Here is a 16,935-nt window from a genome sequence, read left to right on the forward strand (position 1 = left end):
GGCCACGGTTTCGCTTCGTGCGATCCGTGGCCAGGAGGTCTGGGAGGGAGATTCCCTACCTAGGTATTCGACATCTCTGCCGAGTCCTGATCACGATCGCTTGGTTTGCGGGGCGGAGGCGTGCTGCCTGCAGATCCGCCGGCTCATAACCGGCGTCTGCTGCGATGACGACAACGTTGTCTGCCGTCGTGGTGACGACAGACGGGTGCCAGCTACCCGCGTTGGGCTTGTCCTGCATGACGGCGCAGCCATGGGCATGCATGGGCGCGAGTTGCGCCTGCGTGCCGAACGCACCGATTTCGGACAGACCGATCCCCTGCAAGGCGAGGATCCCCCGGGAGGCCGACATGGGTGTATTCACCGCAACGTCGCTGCCGCTGAAGTAATTGCTGTTCACGTCTGCCTCCCTCCATAACTCGTTGTGTCTGATGACTGTGCGCGCCGGGATGACCTCCCGGTGCGTAGAACCCACCATAGGCAAGTTCGCCAAACGGTACAACCTATTTTCTACCTGCGGTTTTGGGGTCTTGCGCGCAGCCGTGAAGCGATGATCGCGAGCACGTCGGCGCCGTACTGTTCGAGCTTCTTCGCGCCGATCCCGGCGATCGCGGCCAGCGCGGCGTCGTCACCTGGGAGTTGTTCGGCGATGGCGGTCAGCGTGGTGTCGGTGAACACCACGAATTCGCGCACCTGCAACGCCTGCGCCTTCTCGGCGCGCCACTCCTGCAGTGCCACCAACAGCTCGGCGTCGAGGTCCGCCGGACAACGCCGACAGCGGCCGAGCATAGTCGCATAGGTGCCGATGAGTGGCTTCGCACACACTCGGCAGGTGGGGCGGATGCCTTTCGCGGTCTCCGAGACCGGCACCGCGATCCGGGAAGCCGGGGAATCATCGGGCACGAGGCCGTTGAGGAACCGAGATCGGCGCCGGGTGCGCCGCTTGCCCTCACCGCGGGCCAGCGCCCAGGACAGCTGCAGATGTACCCGCGCCCTGGTCACGCCGACGTAGAGCAGCCGCCGTTCCTCTTCCAGTTTCGCCTCGTCGCCGACCGAGCCGTCGTCGGCGAGCACGTGCGCGATCGGCAGGGTGCCGTCGGCGACCCCGACCAGGAAGACCGCGTCCCACTCCAGCCCCTTGGCGGCGTGCAGCGAGGCGAGCGTGACGCCCTGCACGGTCGGTGGGTGCCGCGCCTCGGTCCGGGCGGCCAGCTCACGCAGCAGGCCGGGCAGGTCGAGCTTCTCGTCGTGCTCGACCAGTTCCTCGGTCAGGGTGACCAGCGCGACGAGCGAGGCCCATTTCTCCCTGGCCTGGACACCGGCCGGTTCGGCCGTGGTCAGGCCGAGCGGGGCCAGCACCGCGCGCACCAGGGTGACCAGCGCGGCGCCGCTGCGCGCCTCGCCGGGCAGGTCGTCACGCGAGGCGGCCTGGCGCAACGCCGAAACAGCCTGCCTGACTTCGGCACGCGAGAAGAAGCCTTCACCGCCGCGCACCTGATAGGGGATGCCGCGTTCGGTGAGCGCCTGCTCATAGCTCTCGGACTGCGCGTTGATCCGGTAGAGCACGGCGATCTCGGCGGCGGGCGTGCCCGCATCGATCAGCCGCTTGATCGACTTGGCCACCGCGGCGGCCTCGGCGGGGCCGTCCTCGAACTCGGCGAAGACCGGCTCGGGTCCGTCCGGGCGCTGGCCGATCAGTTGCAGCCGGGTGCCCGCGATGCGGCCCCGTGCCACACCGATCACCCGGTTCGCCAGCGACACCACCTGCGGGGTCGAGCGGTAGTCGCGTTCCAGGCGGACCACGGTGGCGTCGGGGAAGCGGCGGGAAAAGTCGAGCAGGTAGCCGGGGGTCGCGCCCGTGAACGAGTAGATCGTCTGGTTGGCGTCGCCGACCACGGTCAGGTCGTCGCGGTCGCCGAGCCAGGCGTCGAGCACGCGCTGCTGCAGCGGGGTGACGTCCTGGTATTCGTCGACGACGAAACTGCGATAGCGGCCGCGGAATTCGTCGGCCACCGCCGGATAGTCCTCCAGCGCCGCCGCGGTGTGCAGCAGCAGATCGTCGAAGTCGAGCAGCAGTCCGTCCGGCGTGGCCTTGAGCTTCTCGTAGCCCGCGTAGACCTCGGCGACCCGTAGCGCGTCGTACGGCGTCTCGCGACGGTTCTTGGCCACCGCCGCCGGATAGTCCTCGGGGGCGATGAGCGAGGCCTTCGCCCACTCGATTTCGCTCAGCAGGTCACGCACGCTGTCGGTGGCCGAGGAGAGCCCGGCCCGGTTCGCCGCCTGCGCGACGATCGGGAACTTGCCGTCGATCAGCCGCCACGGCACGTCGCCGACGATCTGCGGCCAGAAGTATTTGAGCTGGCGCAGCGCGGCCGCGTGGAAGGTGCGCGCCTGCACCTGGTTCGCGTCACCACCCAGGCCGAGGGCGCGCAACCGGCTGCGCAGCTCCCCCGCCGCCCGTGCGGTGAAGGTCACCGCCAGCACCTGATCGGCCTTCACGTGTCCCGCGGAGACCAGGTGCGCGATGCGATGGGTGATGGTCCTGGTCTTGCCGGTGCCCGCCCCCGCGAGTACGCACACCGGACCCCGTGGCGCGCGCACGGCGGCGGCCTGTTCGGGGTCGAGCGAGTCCAGCTCGAGGCCGGTCGGTCGGTGTGTACTGGTTGACGACACGGCACCCATCATGACAGTGAGCGCCGACAACTCACGCGGCCCGCGCAATACTCTCGCCTCGTGGCACACGACACGCCGTCAACGGACGCACAACCGACCGACCGGCACGCGACCTGGATGGAACTGTTCTTCGACCTGGTCGCGGTCGCCGGGATCGGCCAGCTCACCCACCTGCTGCACCGTGGGCCCTCGCTCGGCGACTTCGGCCTGTATCTGCTGCTCTACCTGGCCTTCTGGACGGCCTGGGCATGCATGATGCTGTACGGCAACATCGCGCGCGACCAGACCAGGATCCGGCTGATGCTGGCGGCGATGCTCGGCCTCGGCGTGATGGCGAGCGCGGTCGCGGGGATTCCGGACCGGCACGCGACCACCTTCGCGGCGGTCTACGTGCTCGTGCGCATGGTCGCCGCGCAGGTCTGGGGCCGCGGCACGCTGGTGGTCGACTGGCCGATCGCGCAACTGTCCGTCGGTGTATTGCCGTGGATCGTCTCGCTGTGGGTGCCCGAGCCGTGGAAGTACGGCCTCTGGGCGCTGGGCCTCGCGCTGGATCTGTGGCTGATGTTCGCGATGACCGGCGAGCGGATGCTGGCAGGTGCGCAGGAGGCGATCGATCGCAGACTGGGCAACTCGCGCCGGTTCCGGAATGTCGAGCCGCCGAAAATCAAGGCACTGCATGCCGATTCGGCGCATCTCGGCGAACGCCTCGGGCTGTACGTGATCATCGTGCTCGGCGAGGGTGTCATCGCGGTGATCGCCGCCGTGGGCGGCGTGCGGTGGCACGCACCGGTGCTCGCCCTCGGCTTCGGCGCGTTCGTGGTCCTGGCGAGCCTGTGGGCGCTCACCCTGATGTACGGCTTCGTGCCACGCCTGATGACCGGTATCGACCCGGACGGCTCGCTACCGAGGCAACACGCGATGGCGATGCACTGCTGGATCACCGCCGCGATCGCCACCATCACCGCGGGTCTCGGGCTGGCCGTCGAGCATGCGGACGGGCACGTGTCCACCGGGATCGGGTGGTCGCTCGGTGGCGGCGCGGCCGCGTACTTCGTGATCACCGGACTCGGCGGCGCGCGCAGCGGGGCGGGGTGGCGCTGGATGCTGACCTGGCCGCTGCCGTGTGCGGTGCTCGCGGTGCTGCTCGGCGCGTTCGGTCCGCACCTCGGGGCGCTCGGACTGGTGTACGGCGTGGTGGCGCTGTTCCTGTGGGCGGTGCTGTGCCAGACGTATGCCGCAGGGCAGTGGGGCCTCGGATCCGATCGCCGCAGGCGGTGGCGGCGGCCGAACCACGGTCTCGCGATCGACGAGATGCTATAGCCGCCGGTCGCGCAGTCGCCGCAGATCGACGCCGAATTGCCCGGTCCGCGGCCCGAGCGGACCGAAGAACTCGCGGTCACAGGCTTGCACCGCGACCACCGCCCGATTCGCCAGTGCCGCACCGGCTTCGGTGGGCACCAGCGACTTCGCCCGCCGATCACTCGGATGATCGCGCCGCTCGACCAGGCCCTTCTGTTCGAGTACGCGCAGCACCTGGGAGGTCATCATCGGGTCGGTGGCGGCCTGCGCGGCGAGATCACGCTGCATGACCGGATCGCCTGCGACCGCAAGGTAGGTGAGCGAGGTGAGCAGCACGAACTGCACGTGGGTGAGCTCGAATGGTGCCAGCGCCGCGCGCTGGGCGGCCTGCCAGCGGTTGGTCACCTGCCAGAGCAGCAGGCCCGGACCTTCGTCGGCGTGTTCGAATTCGCTGCGTAGCCCATTGTTTCGCATCGGCCTGCCTCACTCGCCTGACATCGCTGCCGCGATCACCGCATGGTCGTGTTCGGTGAGTTGTATCAGGCCGCGGCGCAATATCATTCCCCAGTTCGGGGTGCTCGTCAGCGCCAGTTCGCCGCGCAGGTCGTTGATCGCGACCTCCTCGGCGGCGGTCCGATAGCTGACCGAGCGGCGCCACGGTCGGAAGCAGCTGCAGTCCGGCCGGTCGACCGGGTGGGCCTGCCAGGCGGGGGCGGTCATCGATGGTGCCGATCGAGGTGGAGGCACGGATCGGCGACCACGCGGAACACCATCGGCCCTGGCAGCGTTGCATCCTTCGTGACTGACGCAACCCCCGACCTGACGATGTACTCGACCACCTGGTGCGGTTACTGCCGCAGGCTGAAGAAGCAGCTGGACGAGTCCGGTATCAGCTACATCGAGATCGACATCGAACAAGATCCGGCGTCGGCCGAGTTCGTCGGCAGCGTCAACGGCGGCAACCATGTGGTGCCGACGGTGAAGTTCGCGGACGGCTCGACGGCGACCAATCCGTCGCTGGTGGACGTCAAGAAGGCGCTCGCCGCACTAGCCTGATCAGCCCCGCCGTGCCGACACGGCATGCATTAGCCTCCGCAAGTCCTGCTGAACCCCTGCATCCGCGCGGGCCGTCCCCGGCCCGCCGCGGTCGTTTCGCGCGCGCCGAACTCAGTCGAGCGCGGCCCAGGATTCCATGATGGTGCGGGCGATGGAGATCGAACCCGGCAGCAACAGCCGCGCGCCCGAACCCCGCGCCGACCAGTCCCCCGCCGCCAGCGCCGCGCGCACCTCGTCCCGGGTGAACCAGTGCGCCTCGGCGATCTCCCCGTCGGAGAAGACCAGCGGCTGCGCCGGATCACCGACCGCCGCGAACCCGAGCATCAGCGAGCGCGGGAACGGCCACGGCTGGCTACCCAGGTAGTGGATGTCGCGGACATCGACGCCGACCTCCTCCTTCACCTCCCGCTCGACGCACCGCTCCAACGACTCCCCCGCCTCGACGAACCCGGCGAGCAGCGAGAACAGCGTCTCCGGCCAGCTGTGCTGCCGCGCGAGCAGCACCCGGTCGGCGCCGTCGTGAATCAGGCAGATGACCGCGGGATCGATCCGCGGGAACTCCTCGTAACCGCTCTCGGTGACCCGCGACCAGCCACCCTTGCTCGACGTGGTGGCGGTGCCGTCGGCGCTGTTGAATCCGGCCTTGTCATGCCAGTTCAGCAGGGCGACCGCGGTGGAGAGCACCCCGGCGGTGAGATCGTCGACCGTGTTCGACATGCCGCGCAGGTCGGTCAGCGAGCCGGTCAGTTCCCGATCACGCACCGCCCACAGGTGCACACCGTCGATACCGAGGAACACCGCGTCGGGGCTCGGCTCGGGCGACAGGTCGATGGCCTTGTCCAGGACGAGCGCGCCGTTCTCGAATCTGACCTGGCCGCGCGCGTTCACCCGCAGCAGCTTGGCGTCGCGCCAGCCTTCCAGTAGGGCCTGCGCATCGGCCCGAGTCTCCTCGGCGCGATCGAGCACGGAACGGGACAGCAAGGGCACACCATTGAGCTGAAAGACCGGCACCCTCCGAGACTATCGCGCCGAACGGCCGGCACCCGTGGCGCGGCCTTACTTGGCCGTGCGGCGGATGTAGAGCAGCTTGTCGCTGCCCTCGAGCGAGTCCACTTCCGGCTCGCCCACCCGGACCAGCACGCCCGCGCGCACCACGCCGAGCACAATGTCGCTCAGATGCCGTGGGGAGCCGCCGATCTCCGAGGGGTCGACATCGCGCTCGGCGATCGCGAACCCCTCCTCCGGGGTGAGCAGGTCCTCCATCATCTCGACCACCGAGGGCGTCGTCGTCGCGACACCGAGCAGCCGGCCCGCCGTCTCCGAGGAGACCACCACCGAGTCGGCGCCGGACTGGCGGACCAGGTGGGTGTTCTCCGCCTCGCGGATCGCGACCACGATCTTGGCGCTCTTGGTGAGCTCACGGGCGGTGAGGGTGACCAGCACGGCGGTGTCGTCGCGATTGGTCGCGACCACCACCGAGGACGCGTTCTGCACGCCGGCCAGCCGCTGCACGTCGGACTGGGTCGCCGAGCCGTGCACCGTCACCAGGCCCGCGTTCGCGGCGGCCTCCAGCGCGATCACGTCGGTGTCGACCACCACGATGTCGGCGGGCTGCACGTTGTCGCCGAGCATCGCGTCGATCGCGGTCCGTCCCTTCGTGCCGTATCCGACGACCACGGTGTGATTGCGCACGCTGTGCCTCCATCGCTGAATCTTGAAAGCCTGCCGGGACCGTTCCGTCAGCACGCCGAGGGTGGTACCGACGAGCACAATGAGGAACAGCACACGCAGCGGCGTGATGATGATGATGTTGGCCAGTCGCGCCTGCGGCGTGATCGGCGCGATATCGCCGTAACCGGTGGTCGACAGCGACACCGTGGCGTAATAGAACGCGTCGAGAAACGACAGCGGATCGCCGGAATTGTCGCGGTAACCGTCCCGGCCGATGAACACCACCAGGGCCGCGGTGAACAGCAGCCCGATCGCGAACAACACGCGGCGGGTCAGCGAAATCCACGGGCTGGTCTGCACTTCCGGGATGCGCAGCACGCCGACCAACGCGAAATGCGGGCGATTCGACAGCCCGAGCGTGCGCGCTCGATCACCGAACAGCGGACTCACCCGCCCTGGTATTCAACGAGTCGGCGGTACCCGGCTCTGCTTGTCCCTCCAGCACAGCACGGGAGCCTACCTGTTTCCCGGGATACCACCCGGTCTCGACGCGAACACCCGCAGAATGCGAAGGTGCCTCATGGCAGAAAACGCTCACGTACCTACCCGCGCCGCCGGTCGGCGCCCCGCACTGGCCATCGCCGCCCTGCTGTTCCCCATGGGGGTCCTGCACTTCGTCGCGCCCAAGTTCTTCGACGGGATCGTGCCCCGCGCGCTGCCCGGCGAGGCGCGCAACTACACCTATGCCTCGGGCGTCGCCGAGATCGGGGTCGCCGCGGCGCTGGCGATCCCGCGGACGCGTGGCCTCGGCGGGCGGCTGGCCGCGCTGCTGTTCATCGCGGTGTTCCCCGCGAACGTGCAGATGGCCGTCGACACGCTCGGCAACAAGAAGGCCTCGCAGCTGATGAAGGTCGGCACGGTGCTGCGGCTGCCGCTGCAGGTTCCGCTGATCATCCAGGCGTTGAAGGTGAGCCGGTCGGCGCGGAATTCCTGATCAGCTCGGCCAGTTCGTCCGGTCCGGCCAGCGCCGTCGGTGCGATGGTGCGGCCGGTGCGCACGTAATGGAAAGCGGCACTGATGCGTTCGAGCATCTCCTGCTCGGGCCTGCCCTCCCTGGACGCCATCAGCCTGGCCCAGGCCAGCCGGTAGACGGCCAGCTGCATGGCGACCGCGGGCTCCTCGGCGGGGGTCGGCTCGGCGCCGGTCTTCCAGTCGACCACGATCCAGCCGCCGCCCGGCTCGGCGAACACCGCATCCATCCGGCCGCGAATCACGGTGCCCGCGAGCGACGTTTCGAACGGGACCTCCACATCGATCGGGCTGCGGTTGGCCCACGAGGAGTTCAGGAACGCGTCCTGCATCGCGGTCAGCTCGTCGTCCACGCCGGCGTCGGCGGCGGTGCTGTCGGCTGCGCCAGGCAGTTCGTCCAGGCCGAGCAGCCGGGTCGAACCGAACCAGCGCTGCACCCAGGCGTGGAACGCGGTGCCGCGGCGGGCCAGTGGGCTCGGCGGGAACGGCAGCGGACGGCGCAGGCGCGCGGCGAGTTTCGCCGGGTCGGCGCGCATCTCCACCAGGGCGGTCGCGGCGATCTGGCCGGGGAGTTCGACCTCCTCGGCGGCGGCCTGCTCGGATTCGAATTCGGCGAGTAGGGCGTCGACGTCGGCGGCCCAGCCGTCGGGGTCGTCGGGGTCGGGGGCGGGGGTGATCGGGTCCAGGGGTTGCTCTGCCGCGAATTGTGCGGTGGCGAAGGCGATGTCCTCGTCGGAGACGGGCTCGTCCATGGGGTCGGGTGGGATATCGCTGAGGTGCCGGGGTTCGGTGGGGTTGTCCATGGGGTCCGGTGGCAGATTGTCGGGGTCCGGTGGCAGGGCGTCCATGGGGTCCGGTGGCAAGGCGTCGATGTCGTCCGGCGGTTCGAACGGGTATGGGTCGCTGAATCCTGCTGTGGTCGAGGTGGTGTCGAAGAGATCTGCCGAGACGCTGTCCGGTTCGGGAGCACCTTCCGGTTCCAGTGCACTGCCGAGTTCGAGAGCAGCGCCCGGTTCGAGGACTGCCGCCGCTTCTACGACCGCGCCCGGTTGTCCGGCTGCGATCTTCTTCTCGCGGGCTGTTGCTCGCGGCGCGGGCCGCTTGGCGCGGAGTTCGGCCAGGGCGGCACGGACGAGGGCGGCACCCTGCTCGATGGGATCGCGGCGGTCGCCGAGGGGGTCGCGCGGCCATTCGGCGGTGGCCGGGTTGTCGGTGAACGGGTTCACTGCGTCGTGTGCCGGTGGGTCGTCCCAGCGGGCGATGTCGACGACGCCGTTGGCGGGACTGTCGGCGGATTCGCTGGCGTGTTTCAGTTCGAGCAGGAAGTCAGACGGGCCCTTCGGCGTGGTGCCGGTCTCGGCCCAGTGGTGCGACGAAACGAGCAGCACGCGTTCGGTTCTGGTGAGGGCGACATAAAAGAGGCGGCGCTCTTCATCGATGCGACGGCGCTCCAGTGCTTCTTTATGGGACTTGATCGCGCGTTCCAGGTCGGCGCGGTCGTACAGGTCGGCCAGGTCGAGGACGGGCACGCCTTCGGCCGCGTCGTCCTGTTGCCGGTCGCCACGCAGCTTGGTCGGAAGTTCGGCCAGGGCACCGAGCCAGGTACCCGACGCGGTCCCGGACGGGAAGACACCACGCACCACGTGCGGCACCGCGACGATCTCCCATTCGAGACCTTTCGCCGCGTGCACGGTCAACACCTGCACCCGGTCCTTGGCGACCTCGACTTCGCCTGGCTCCAAGCCGTTCTCGACCGACTCGGCCGCGGCGAGGAAGGACAGCAAGCCGCTCAACGACGCACCGGAATCGGCCGCGTACCCCGCGACCACTTCAGCGAAGGCGTCGAGATGCTCACGCCCCGCGCCGGTGCCCGACATGGCCCGGCGGGCTTGGGTCTCCACGCCGACGCCGATGGTGCGCTCCACGTCGGCGACCAGCTCGGTCAGCAATTGGCCGCTGCGTTCGCGCAGAGCGGCGAGTTCTCTGCTCAAGGCCTCGATCCGGGCGAAACCCGACTCCGAATACTGTTCGCGCGGACCGGGATCGGCGATCGCGTCGGCCAAGCCCGCCTGTTCGGCAGGTTCGGGTGCCACCTCGCGCAAGGCCTCGGCCAGCGAGTTGCCGTCGGTGATGTCCGGCGCGTCACCACTGTTGAAGCGGCTGATCGAGAGCATGCGCGCGCGTCGGGCCAGCGCCGCGATATCGGCGACACCGATACGCCAGCGAGCACCGGTCAGGACCCGCATCGCCGCGCTACCCGAGCCTGGTTCGGCGATCAGGCGCAGCGTGGCGACGATATCGGCGACCTCGGGGGTGGCGAGCAGGCCGCCGAGCCCGACGATCTCCACCGGTAAACCTTGGGCGCGCAGCGCTTCCGCGAGCGGTGACGCATCGGCGTTGCGGCGGACCAGCACCGCCGAGGTGGGCGGCGGCTCCCCCGCGGCGCGACGAGCCGCCCACTCCTCGGCGATCCGTATGGCCAGCCACTCGCGCTCCTCGGCAACGGTCTCGGTCAACGCCAGCGCCACCACGCCCTGTCCCGCACCGGGTTTCGCGCGCAGGGCATCGACCGTCACGCCGCCGCCCTCGATGGCTTTGCGGCGCAAGGGGTCCGCTACCAGGTTCGCCAGTGCCAACGCCTCGGGCGGATTGCGCCAACTGGTCAGCAGCGGCAGCGTCGGCGCGGGAACGCCGGGGGCACTGGGGAAGTCGGTGGCGAAGCGCGGCAGGTTCGCGGCGGAGGCACCGCGCCAGCCGTAGATCGATTGCATCGGGTCGCCGACGGCGGTGACCGCCAGTCGTTGTCCGTCACGCGACGAGGGCTCCCGCGAATCGGCATTCGAGGACCTGGCAGCACCGCGTTGCTCGCCCTGCCGCGACTCCTCGCTCGCCGGCCGTCCGGTGTGCCGCGGCTCCCGTGCACTCGTCGGCTGCTCAGCGCGGCCGGTCGGATCGGCCCAGGGCGCGCCACCGAACAAGGCGGCCAGCAGCACTCGTTGGGCGTGGCCGGTGTCCTGGTACTCGTCGAGCAGGACGAGGCGGAAACGGGCCCGCTCGGCGGTGGCGACCTCCGGGTGTTCGGCGGCAAGGCGGGCGGCCAAGGACATCTGCGCGCCGAAATCCAGTGCGCCGCGACGGCGTAACGCGTCGGCCAGCTGCTGCACCAGTGGGAGCAGGGCGATGCGTTCGCGCTGGACCTGCAGGATGCTCAGCAGGGCTTGACTCGGCCCACCGCGCTGGCGTGGGCCGGGCGGGAGGGTGTGCACCAGCTTCTCGAGGTCGGTGTGCGCCTCGGCCAGTTGCTCCGGCTCGACCAGGTGCTCGGCCAGCTGCCCGGACAGAGCGAGGATCGCCTCGGTGACCGAGACGGGGGTGCGGTCGGTGTCCAGGTCGCCGTCCCAGGTGCGCACCACCTGGTGCGCGAGCTGCCAGAGCTGGGTCTGGGTGAGCAGCGTCGCCGAGGGCTCCACCGGCAGCAGCAGGCCGTGTTCGGTGAGCAGCCTGCCCGCGTACGAGTGGTAGGTGCTGATCTCCGGCTCGGCGCCGGACAGCTGCGCCCGCAACTGCCCGGACAGGTCGAGTTCGCGCAGCAGCGGCGCACCGGCGAGCCGGGCCAGCCGGGTCCGGATGCGAGCGGTCAACTGCTGCGCGGCTTTTCGGGTGAACGTCAGGCCGAGAACCTCATCGGGCAGGACGAGGCGGTTGGCCACCATCCACACCACGCGGGCGGCCATCGTCTCGGTCTTCCCCGCCCCGGCCCCCGCGACGACCAGGGTCGGGCCCGGCGGCGCCGCGATCACCGCCGCCTGTTCGTCGGTGGGCGGCGGCAGGCCGAGTGCGTCGGCCAGCCGGTGCGGGGTTACCCGTCCGCCGGTCACGACTGCGCCTCGGTGGTACCGCACTCCGACGCGCCGGGTGGCACCGGTCCGCCTGGTCGCGGTCGACGTGCGCCGGTGGCCCGGCGACGTGGCCCGATACTCGAGTGCGCTGCGGCGTCGATCGCTCGCTCCGGTATGACGGAGCAGCACAGACACTCGACTCCGCAGATCGGCAGCGGTACGCGGCGGGGCTTGTCGTTCACGACGTCACCTCGCTGCCCGGCTCCGTCGTGCGCAACAGCACGCTGTGTTGGCGATCGACTCGCCGATGCTGGCTCACTCGTCGGTCACCTGCCTGCCGGTGTCCTGGACGGGGCAGCTGCCTGCGACCGGGCAGTGGCGGCAGCCGTCGTTGCGCATCGCGAGATAGCTCGGGCCCTCGGTGGCGGCGGCCGCGTCGTGAATAGTGTTGCGCCACTTGTCCAGAGCCTCCGGATCGAGCGGCGGCTGCATGCGCTGGGTAGCGCCCTCCTTGCTGCTCGGCTTGGCGACGTAGACCAATCGAGCGCCGCCCGGCTCGCCGAGTGCGCCGCCTTCGTTCGCGATCTGTTCGTCCGAGTCTTGCTCGTCGGCATCCGGTTCGCCTGGGGCGGTGACCGATTCGACCGCATCCGAATCAGCCGGCCTATCGGCGGGGCCCGATTCTTCCTGCGCTTCCTCGGTGGTCGCGTCGAGCGCGCCCATCGCCGCCGCCACCTGATACGTCGCCAGCTGCGCGTGATCGACCGCCGCCTGCTTGGTGACCGGCGACTTCCCGGTCTTCACGTCCACGATCACGAAGCGGCCCAGCGCATCCCGCTCCAACCGGTCCACCCGGCCGCGAATCCGCACCGGCCGTTCGTCTTCCGTCCGAGGCGGCAGCACGCAGTCCACCGGCACCTCGACCCCGGCCTGGGTGAGTTCGCCACGGGTGTTGCGCACCCACGCCATGAAGGTTTCCAGCATGGCCTCGGTGCGGCGCAGCTCCTGCCGGGAATGCCAGCCGGATCCGGGATCGACGGACTGCCAAGCCTTTTCGAGCGCGGCGCGCACCTGCGTCTCGGGCACCTGTCCGGCCAGCGCCTGCACCAGGGTGTGCACCAGGTTGCCCTTGACGGCGTGCGGGTTGTCCCCGTCGGTGCCGCCGTGCCGTTCCAGCGCCCAACGCAGCGGGCAGGTGCGCAGCAGCTCCACGGTGGACGGCGAGAGGCCGATCGGGCTCTCGTCCTCCTCCCACAGGGACCGCGCCGAGCTCAATTCGGCGGTGCCGTACCACTCGTCGGGGTGGGTGCCCGGCACGCCGGCGCCGGCCAGGCGCGCCAACTGGTGCGCGGCCCGTTGCCTGCGGTCCGGATCGGCCTCGGGATCGCAGACGGCGCCGCGCAATTCGGCCACCAGCGAATGCATGACCAGGGCGCGGCCGGGATCGGCGATCGGCAGCGCGCCGGGTTCCCCGTCCTCGTCGTGCCCGAGCAACTCGGCCAGGAACCGGGACGGAACGAGATCCCGCTCCCCCGAGACCGATTCCACCGCGGTGACCAGCAGTGAACGCCGGGCCCGGCTGCACGCGACGAGCAGCAGCCTGCGTTCCTCGGCGAGGATCGGCGCGGCCCGGCTCACCTGTTCGCCGCCGTCGGTGACGCCTGCGGTCAGGTCAACCAGGTCCTCGGTGTTCAACAACGTCCCGCGCGCCCGCGGGTTCGGCCAGATCCCTTCCTGCACAGCGGCGACCGCGACGACGTCCCACTCCCGGCCCGCGGCGGCGTGCGCGCTGAGCAGGGCGACCGCCTCCTTGGGCGCGGTACGGGGCATCGAACCGTTCGGAATCTCCTGTTGCACCAGGTATTCCACGAAGCCCTCGATGCTCGCGCGGGGCAGCCGGTCCACATAGGCCGCGGCCGCGTCGAACAAGCCGACGGCGGCATCGAGATCGCGGTCGGCCTGCATGCCCACCGCGCCACCGCGTTCGGACTGCGCGACCCAGCGTCGCTCGAGCCGCGAGGCGGTCCACAGCGCCCACAGCACGTCCTCCAGCCCCGCGCCGGGCCGACGCGCCTTGCGCGCCCGCTCGAGCGCGTCGAGCACCCGGCGCAGCGGGGCCGCCTCGACATCGGTCAGCCGCTCCAGGATGCGCAGGTCGCCGGACCCGATCAGCAGATCCCGCAGGACCTCCGCAGACGATTGATCTATGCCGTGCCGGAGTACGGCGGACTCACCGCTCGCCGCAGGATCGTCAGCGGGATCGATGGAGTGACTGGACTTCGCGGAGGAGCCGTCGACAGCGGCGGTGGTGGCGGTCGCATCAGCGGTGGCGGTCACGTCCGTCGAGTCGGCGGAGTCATCGTCGTTGGCGGCGGCATCAGGGTCAGCGTTCTGGTCGGCGTCCTCGTCATCCTGTTCGACCTCGATGCCACGCCATTCGGAGTCCTCGATGCTCCATTCGGCATCGATCCCATACCAATCGGCGTCGTCCGCAGCCCGCTCGACGCTGCCCGGACTCGGCTCGGGTAGCCCTGTCTCCCGCTCGGAGCTTTCGATAGCCTGATCGGGCTCACCCGGATTCCGCTCGGAGTACTCGTTTTCCGGAGCCTCGTCCGCACCCCGGCCGAACTTCGCCTTGTTCCGCTCGGATTCCAGCACACTGCGTCGCACACCACGCCGCAACCGCCGCAGCGTGATCTGATCCGCGCCACCGAGCGGACCGGCAAGCAGGTCCAGCGCATCCTCCGGCTCGAACGTCGAGCCCTTCTCTCCCGCGAGCAACGCCCGGAGCGACAGCAGCATCCAGGCCGCGCCCCGCCGCCGAGCCAGCGGTGTGTCCAGCGCGGGCTGCTGTACCGGCACTCCCGCCGCCAGCAGCGCCCGGCGCAGCGGCGGCAACGACAGCGGCACCGACCGGACGATCACCGCCATCCGCGACCACGGCACCCCACCGGTCAGGTGCGCCCGCCGCAGGTGATCGGCGATGAGCGCGGCTTCCTTCGCGGGCGTGGCGAGCACCCGCACCCGCACCTCGGTGCCGTCGTCCACCGGTTGATCCGCCCGCTTCGGCAACGAAAAGCGTTGTGGCGCACTGCCGGGCAACTTCGCCGCCACCCTGGCGACGGCCAGCTCCACCGGACCGCCCGAACGACGGTTGTCGCGCAGCACGATTCGCTGCCCGTCGGGTGCGGGCAGGTCGGCGACGAACCGGGCGTCCGCGCCGCGGAAGGCGAAGATGCCCTGGTCCGGGTCGCCCGCGACGACGGTGGTGTGCGCGCTGTGCCCGATCGCCCTGACCAGCATCGCGGCCTGCGGGTCGAGATGTTGCGCATCGTCGACCAGCAGGTACCTGATCCGGGCGCGTTCGGCGGCAAGCAGATCGGCGTCGCCGGCCAGCGCGTCGAGCGCGGCGCCGATCAGTTCGGCGGCGTCCAGCGCGGGCGCGGTCGCCTCCGGTGCCTCGACGCCCACCGACCAGCGCAGCAGCATCGTCTGTTCGTAGCGCACCGCGAACTTGCCCGCCGCCACCCACTCCGGTTTACCGTGCTCGCGCCCGAGCCGCACCAGATCCTCGGGCCCCAGCCCACGTTCGGTCGCCCGCAACATCAGGTCACGCAACTGTTCGGCGAACCCACCGAGTGCCAATGCGGGTTGCAGCCGTTCCGGCCACAGGTCGTCCGCGCCCTCAGCGATGTCGATAAGGTCCCCGCGCAGCATTTCCCGCAGCACCGCATCCTGCTCGGCACCGGTCAGCAAACGTGGCGGCGGGTTGCCGTGTGCGGTCGCGTGCCTGCGCAGCACCGAGAAGGCGTAGGAGTGCAGGGTGCGGGCCAGCGGCTCCCTGGTCGCGCCCGGTACCCCGCCCTCGGCGTCGGGGCCGGCCAGGCGTGCGGTGATGGCGTCGCGGGCCGCACTCGCGGCCTGCTTCGAATGGGCAAGGACCAGCACGGATTCGGGATCGTCGCCCGCCGCGATGCGGTCGGCGGCGAGATCGACCAGCAGAGCTGTTTTGCCCGTGCCCGGTCCGCCGAGCACCTGCCAAGGTCGCCACCCTGGGCGCGTCGGCCCGGCCGCGGCCGCGGCCTCGAACAGCGCGCGAACGTCGGCACCCCAGGCGCGCGGCCGGGGTGCCGCCACGTTCCGGCGAACAAGTCGCACCGCGCTATCCGATCGCACCACGCGGGCTATTGCAACAGACACGACCGACACGCCGACGCGCCCCTCGGGCAACTCGCCGAGCGGCCGTTCGCTACGCAGGTCAAAATGGACCGGTGTCTGCTCTCAATGTCTATCGATTCGGCCCGGCGACCGGACCGGCCGTCCTCACCCTGCACGGGGTGACCGGCCACGGCAAACGCTGGGAAGACCTGGCCGCGAACCATCTGCCCGGTGTCCGGATCATCGCACCTGACCTGCGCGGACACGGGCGGTCGAGCGCGTTGCCGCCGTGGACCTTCGAGGCCGTCGTCGCGGATCTGGTCGAGTTGCTCGCCGCGGAGACCACCGATCCGGTGACAGTGGTCGGGCACTCGTTCGGCGGCGCGTGTGCGCTTCATCTCGCCGATCGCCATCCGGACCTGGTCCGGCAGCTCGTGCTGTTCGATCCGGCCATCGCGATCGACCCGGCACTGATCAACGACATCGCCGAATCGCTGCTGGCCTCCCCCGACTACGAGAGCATGGCCCGCGCCCGGGAGGACAAGCTGGCCTCCTCGTGGGGCGAGGTCGCGCCGGAGCGCCTGGATGCCGAACTCGCCGAACATCTGGTGCCCACCGCGGACGGCCGCGTCGGCTGGCGGATGAGCCTACCCGCCATCACCTCCTACTGGGGCCAGCTCGCCCGCCCCTTCGTGCTGCCGTCCGCCGACCTGCCCACGGTCCTGGTGCAGGCGATGAAGGTACAGCCACCGTTCGTCACACCCGAGTTCCGCGCGGCGCTCACCGAGCACCTCGGCGCGCGGCTCACCGTGCACGAGTGGCAGTGCGATCACATGATCCCGCAAGCCCTTCCGGCCGAGGCCGCCGCGCTCATCCGCTCGGTGCTCTGAGCGCGATGGCCACCACCGACGATCAGGTGGAGCGGGTGCGCGAGCTGGTCGCGTCCATCCCGCCCGGCCGGGTGGCGACCTACGGCGACATCGCCGCGGCCGCCGGGCTGTCCACGCCGCGCACGGTCGGGTGGATCATGCGCACCGACGCCGCGGATCTGCCGTGGCATCGGGTGATCGGCGCGGCAGGCAAGCCCGCCGCGCACCTGGCCGACCGCCAGCTGCGCCTGCTCGCGGCCGAAGGGGTGCCGATCCGCGAGGGCCGAGTGAACTTGCGAGCGGCGCGTTTTCCGTTTGGGTAAACCCACCCGGCGCGGGCCGCG

Annotated in this window: 13 protein-coding genes; 5 read left to right on the forward strand and 8 right to left on the reverse strand. The window is 70.3% G+C overall.

Annotated features, from left to right (window positions below; genetic code table 11):
* Positions 1–55: 55 nt before the first annotated feature.
* On the reverse strand, positions 56–397 hold the full coding sequence (locus NN4_RS11085; RefSeq protein ID WP_147129844.1) for a hypothetical protein: 342 nt from the start codon (positions 395–397) through the stop codon (positions 56–58).
* A gap of 110 nt (positions 398–507) precedes the next feature.
* Positions 508–2,682: an ATP-dependent DNA helicase UvrD2 gene (locus tag NN4_RS11090; RefSeq protein ID WP_371865644.1), complete on the reverse strand. Its 2,175-nt coding sequence runs from the start codon at positions 2,680–2,682 to the stop codon at positions 508–510.
* 48 nt (positions 2,683–2,730) lie between these two features.
* Here NN4_RS11090 and NN4_RS11095 point away from each other — a divergent pair, with 48 nt between their 5' ends.
* On the forward strand, positions 2,731–3,990 hold the full coding sequence (locus NN4_RS11095) for a low temperature requirement protein A (protein ID WP_147129845.1): 1,260 nt from the start codon (positions 2,731–2,733) through the stop codon (positions 3,988–3,990).
* Here NN4_RS11095 and NN4_RS11100 read toward each other — a convergent pair.
* Positions 3,985–4,443: a MarR family winged helix-turn-helix transcriptional regulator gene (locus tag NN4_RS11100; RefSeq protein WP_107658932.1), complete on the reverse strand. Its 459-nt coding sequence runs from the start codon at positions 4,441–4,443 to the stop codon at positions 3,985–3,987. The genes NN4_RS11095 and NN4_RS11100 overlap by 6 nt on opposite strands.
* A gap of 9 nt (positions 4,444–4,452) precedes the next feature.
* On the reverse strand, positions 4,453–4,689 hold the full coding sequence (locus NN4_RS11105) for an EVE domain-containing protein (RefSeq protein ID WP_147129846.1): 237 nt from the start codon (positions 4,687–4,689) through the stop codon (positions 4,453–4,455).
* 105 nt (positions 4,690–4,794) lie between these two features.
* Between NN4_RS11105 and NN4_RS11110 the strand changes: the two genes are divergently transcribed.
* Positions 4,795–5,025: a mycoredoxin gene (locus tag NN4_RS11110; protein WP_107660865.1), complete on the forward strand. Its 231-nt coding sequence runs from the start codon at positions 4,795–4,797 to the stop codon at positions 5,023–5,025.
* A gap of 111 nt (positions 5,026–5,136) precedes the next feature.
* Here NN4_RS11110 and nudC read toward each other — a convergent pair whose 3' ends face one another.
* Both nudC and NN4_RS11120 read right to left on the reverse strand, forming a co-directional pair.
* Positions 5,137–6,036 (reverse strand): NAD(+) diphosphatase, encoded by a 900-nt coding sequence (gene nudC / locus NN4_RS11115; protein ID WP_147129847.1) that lies wholly within the window; start codon positions 6,034–6,036, stop codon positions 5,137–5,139.
* Positions 6,037–6,081: 45 nt separating this feature from the next.
* Entirely contained in the window at positions 6,082–7,137 is a 1,056-nt protein-coding gene (locus NN4_RS11120) for a potassium channel family protein (RefSeq protein ID WP_186818369.1), read from the reverse strand.
* Between the two features lie 139 nt (positions 7,138–7,276).
* Between NN4_RS11120 and NN4_RS11125 the strand changes: the two genes are divergently transcribed.
* Positions 7,277–7,690, forward strand: coding sequence for a DoxX family protein (locus NN4_RS11125; protein WP_147129849.1), 414 nt, complete (start codon positions 7,277–7,279; stop codon positions 7,688–7,690).
* On the opposite strand, the gene NN4_RS11130 is transcribed toward NN4_RS11125, so the two are convergent.
* Positions 7,647–11,603 carry an ATP-dependent helicase gene (locus NN4_RS11130; RefSeq protein ID WP_147129850.1) on the reverse strand — a complete coding sequence of 1,319 codons (3,957 nt, stop codon included), beginning with the start codon at positions 11,601–11,603 and terminating at the stop codon, positions 7,647–7,649. The genes NN4_RS11125 and NN4_RS11130 overlap by 44 nt on opposite strands.
* A gap of 276 nt (positions 11,604–11,879) precedes the next feature.
* Positions 11,880–15,764 carry an ATP-dependent helicase gene (locus tag NN4_RS11135; RefSeq protein ID WP_371865641.1) on the reverse strand — a complete coding sequence of 1,295 codons (3,885 nt, stop codon included), beginning with the start codon at positions 15,762–15,764 and terminating at the stop codon, positions 11,880–11,882.
* 71 nt (positions 15,765–15,835) lie between these two features.
* Between NN4_RS11135 and NN4_RS11140 the strand changes: the two genes are divergently transcribed.
* On the forward strand, positions 15,836–16,612 hold the full coding sequence (locus NN4_RS11140; RefSeq protein ID WP_147129851.1) for an alpha/beta fold hydrolase: 777 nt from the start codon (positions 15,836–15,838) through the stop codon (positions 16,610–16,612).
* Positions 16,613–16,617: 5 nt separating this feature from the next.
* Entirely contained in the window at positions 16,618–16,914 is a 297-nt protein-coding gene (locus NN4_RS11145) for an MGMT family protein (protein ID WP_147129852.1), read from the forward strand.
* Positions 16,915–16,935 lie beyond the last annotated feature (21 nt).

Source organism: Nocardia ninae NBRC 108245 (assembly GCF_007990755.1).
Lineage (GTDB): Bacteria > Actinomycetota > Actinomycetes > Mycobacteriales > Mycobacteriaceae > Nocardia > Nocardia ninae.

Coding starts and splice junctions, on each gene's coding strand:
- NN4_RS11090 (WP_371865644.1), bottom strand. CDS start 2,682: ATGATGGGTGCCGTGTCGTCAACCAGTACACACCGACCGACCGGCCTC.
- NN4_RS11100 (WP_107658932.1), bottom strand. CDS start 4,443: ATGCGAAACAATGGGCTACGCAGCGAATTCGAACACGCCGACGAAGGT.
- NN4_RS11105 (WP_147129846.1), bottom strand. CDS start 4,689: ATGACCGCCCCCGCCTGGCAGGCCCACCCGGTCGACCGGCCGGACTGC.
- NN4_RS11110 (WP_107660865.1), top strand. CDS start 4,795: ATGTACTCGACCACCTGGTGCGGTTACTGCCGCAGGCTGAAGAAGCAG.
- NN4_RS11125 (WP_147129849.1), top strand. CDS start 7,277: ATGGCAGAAAACGCTCACGTACCTACCCGCGCCGCCGGTCGGCGCCCC.
- NN4_RS11145 (WP_147129852.1), top strand. CDS start 16,618: ATGGCCACCACCGACGATCAGGTGGAGCGGGTGCGCGAGCTGGTCGCG.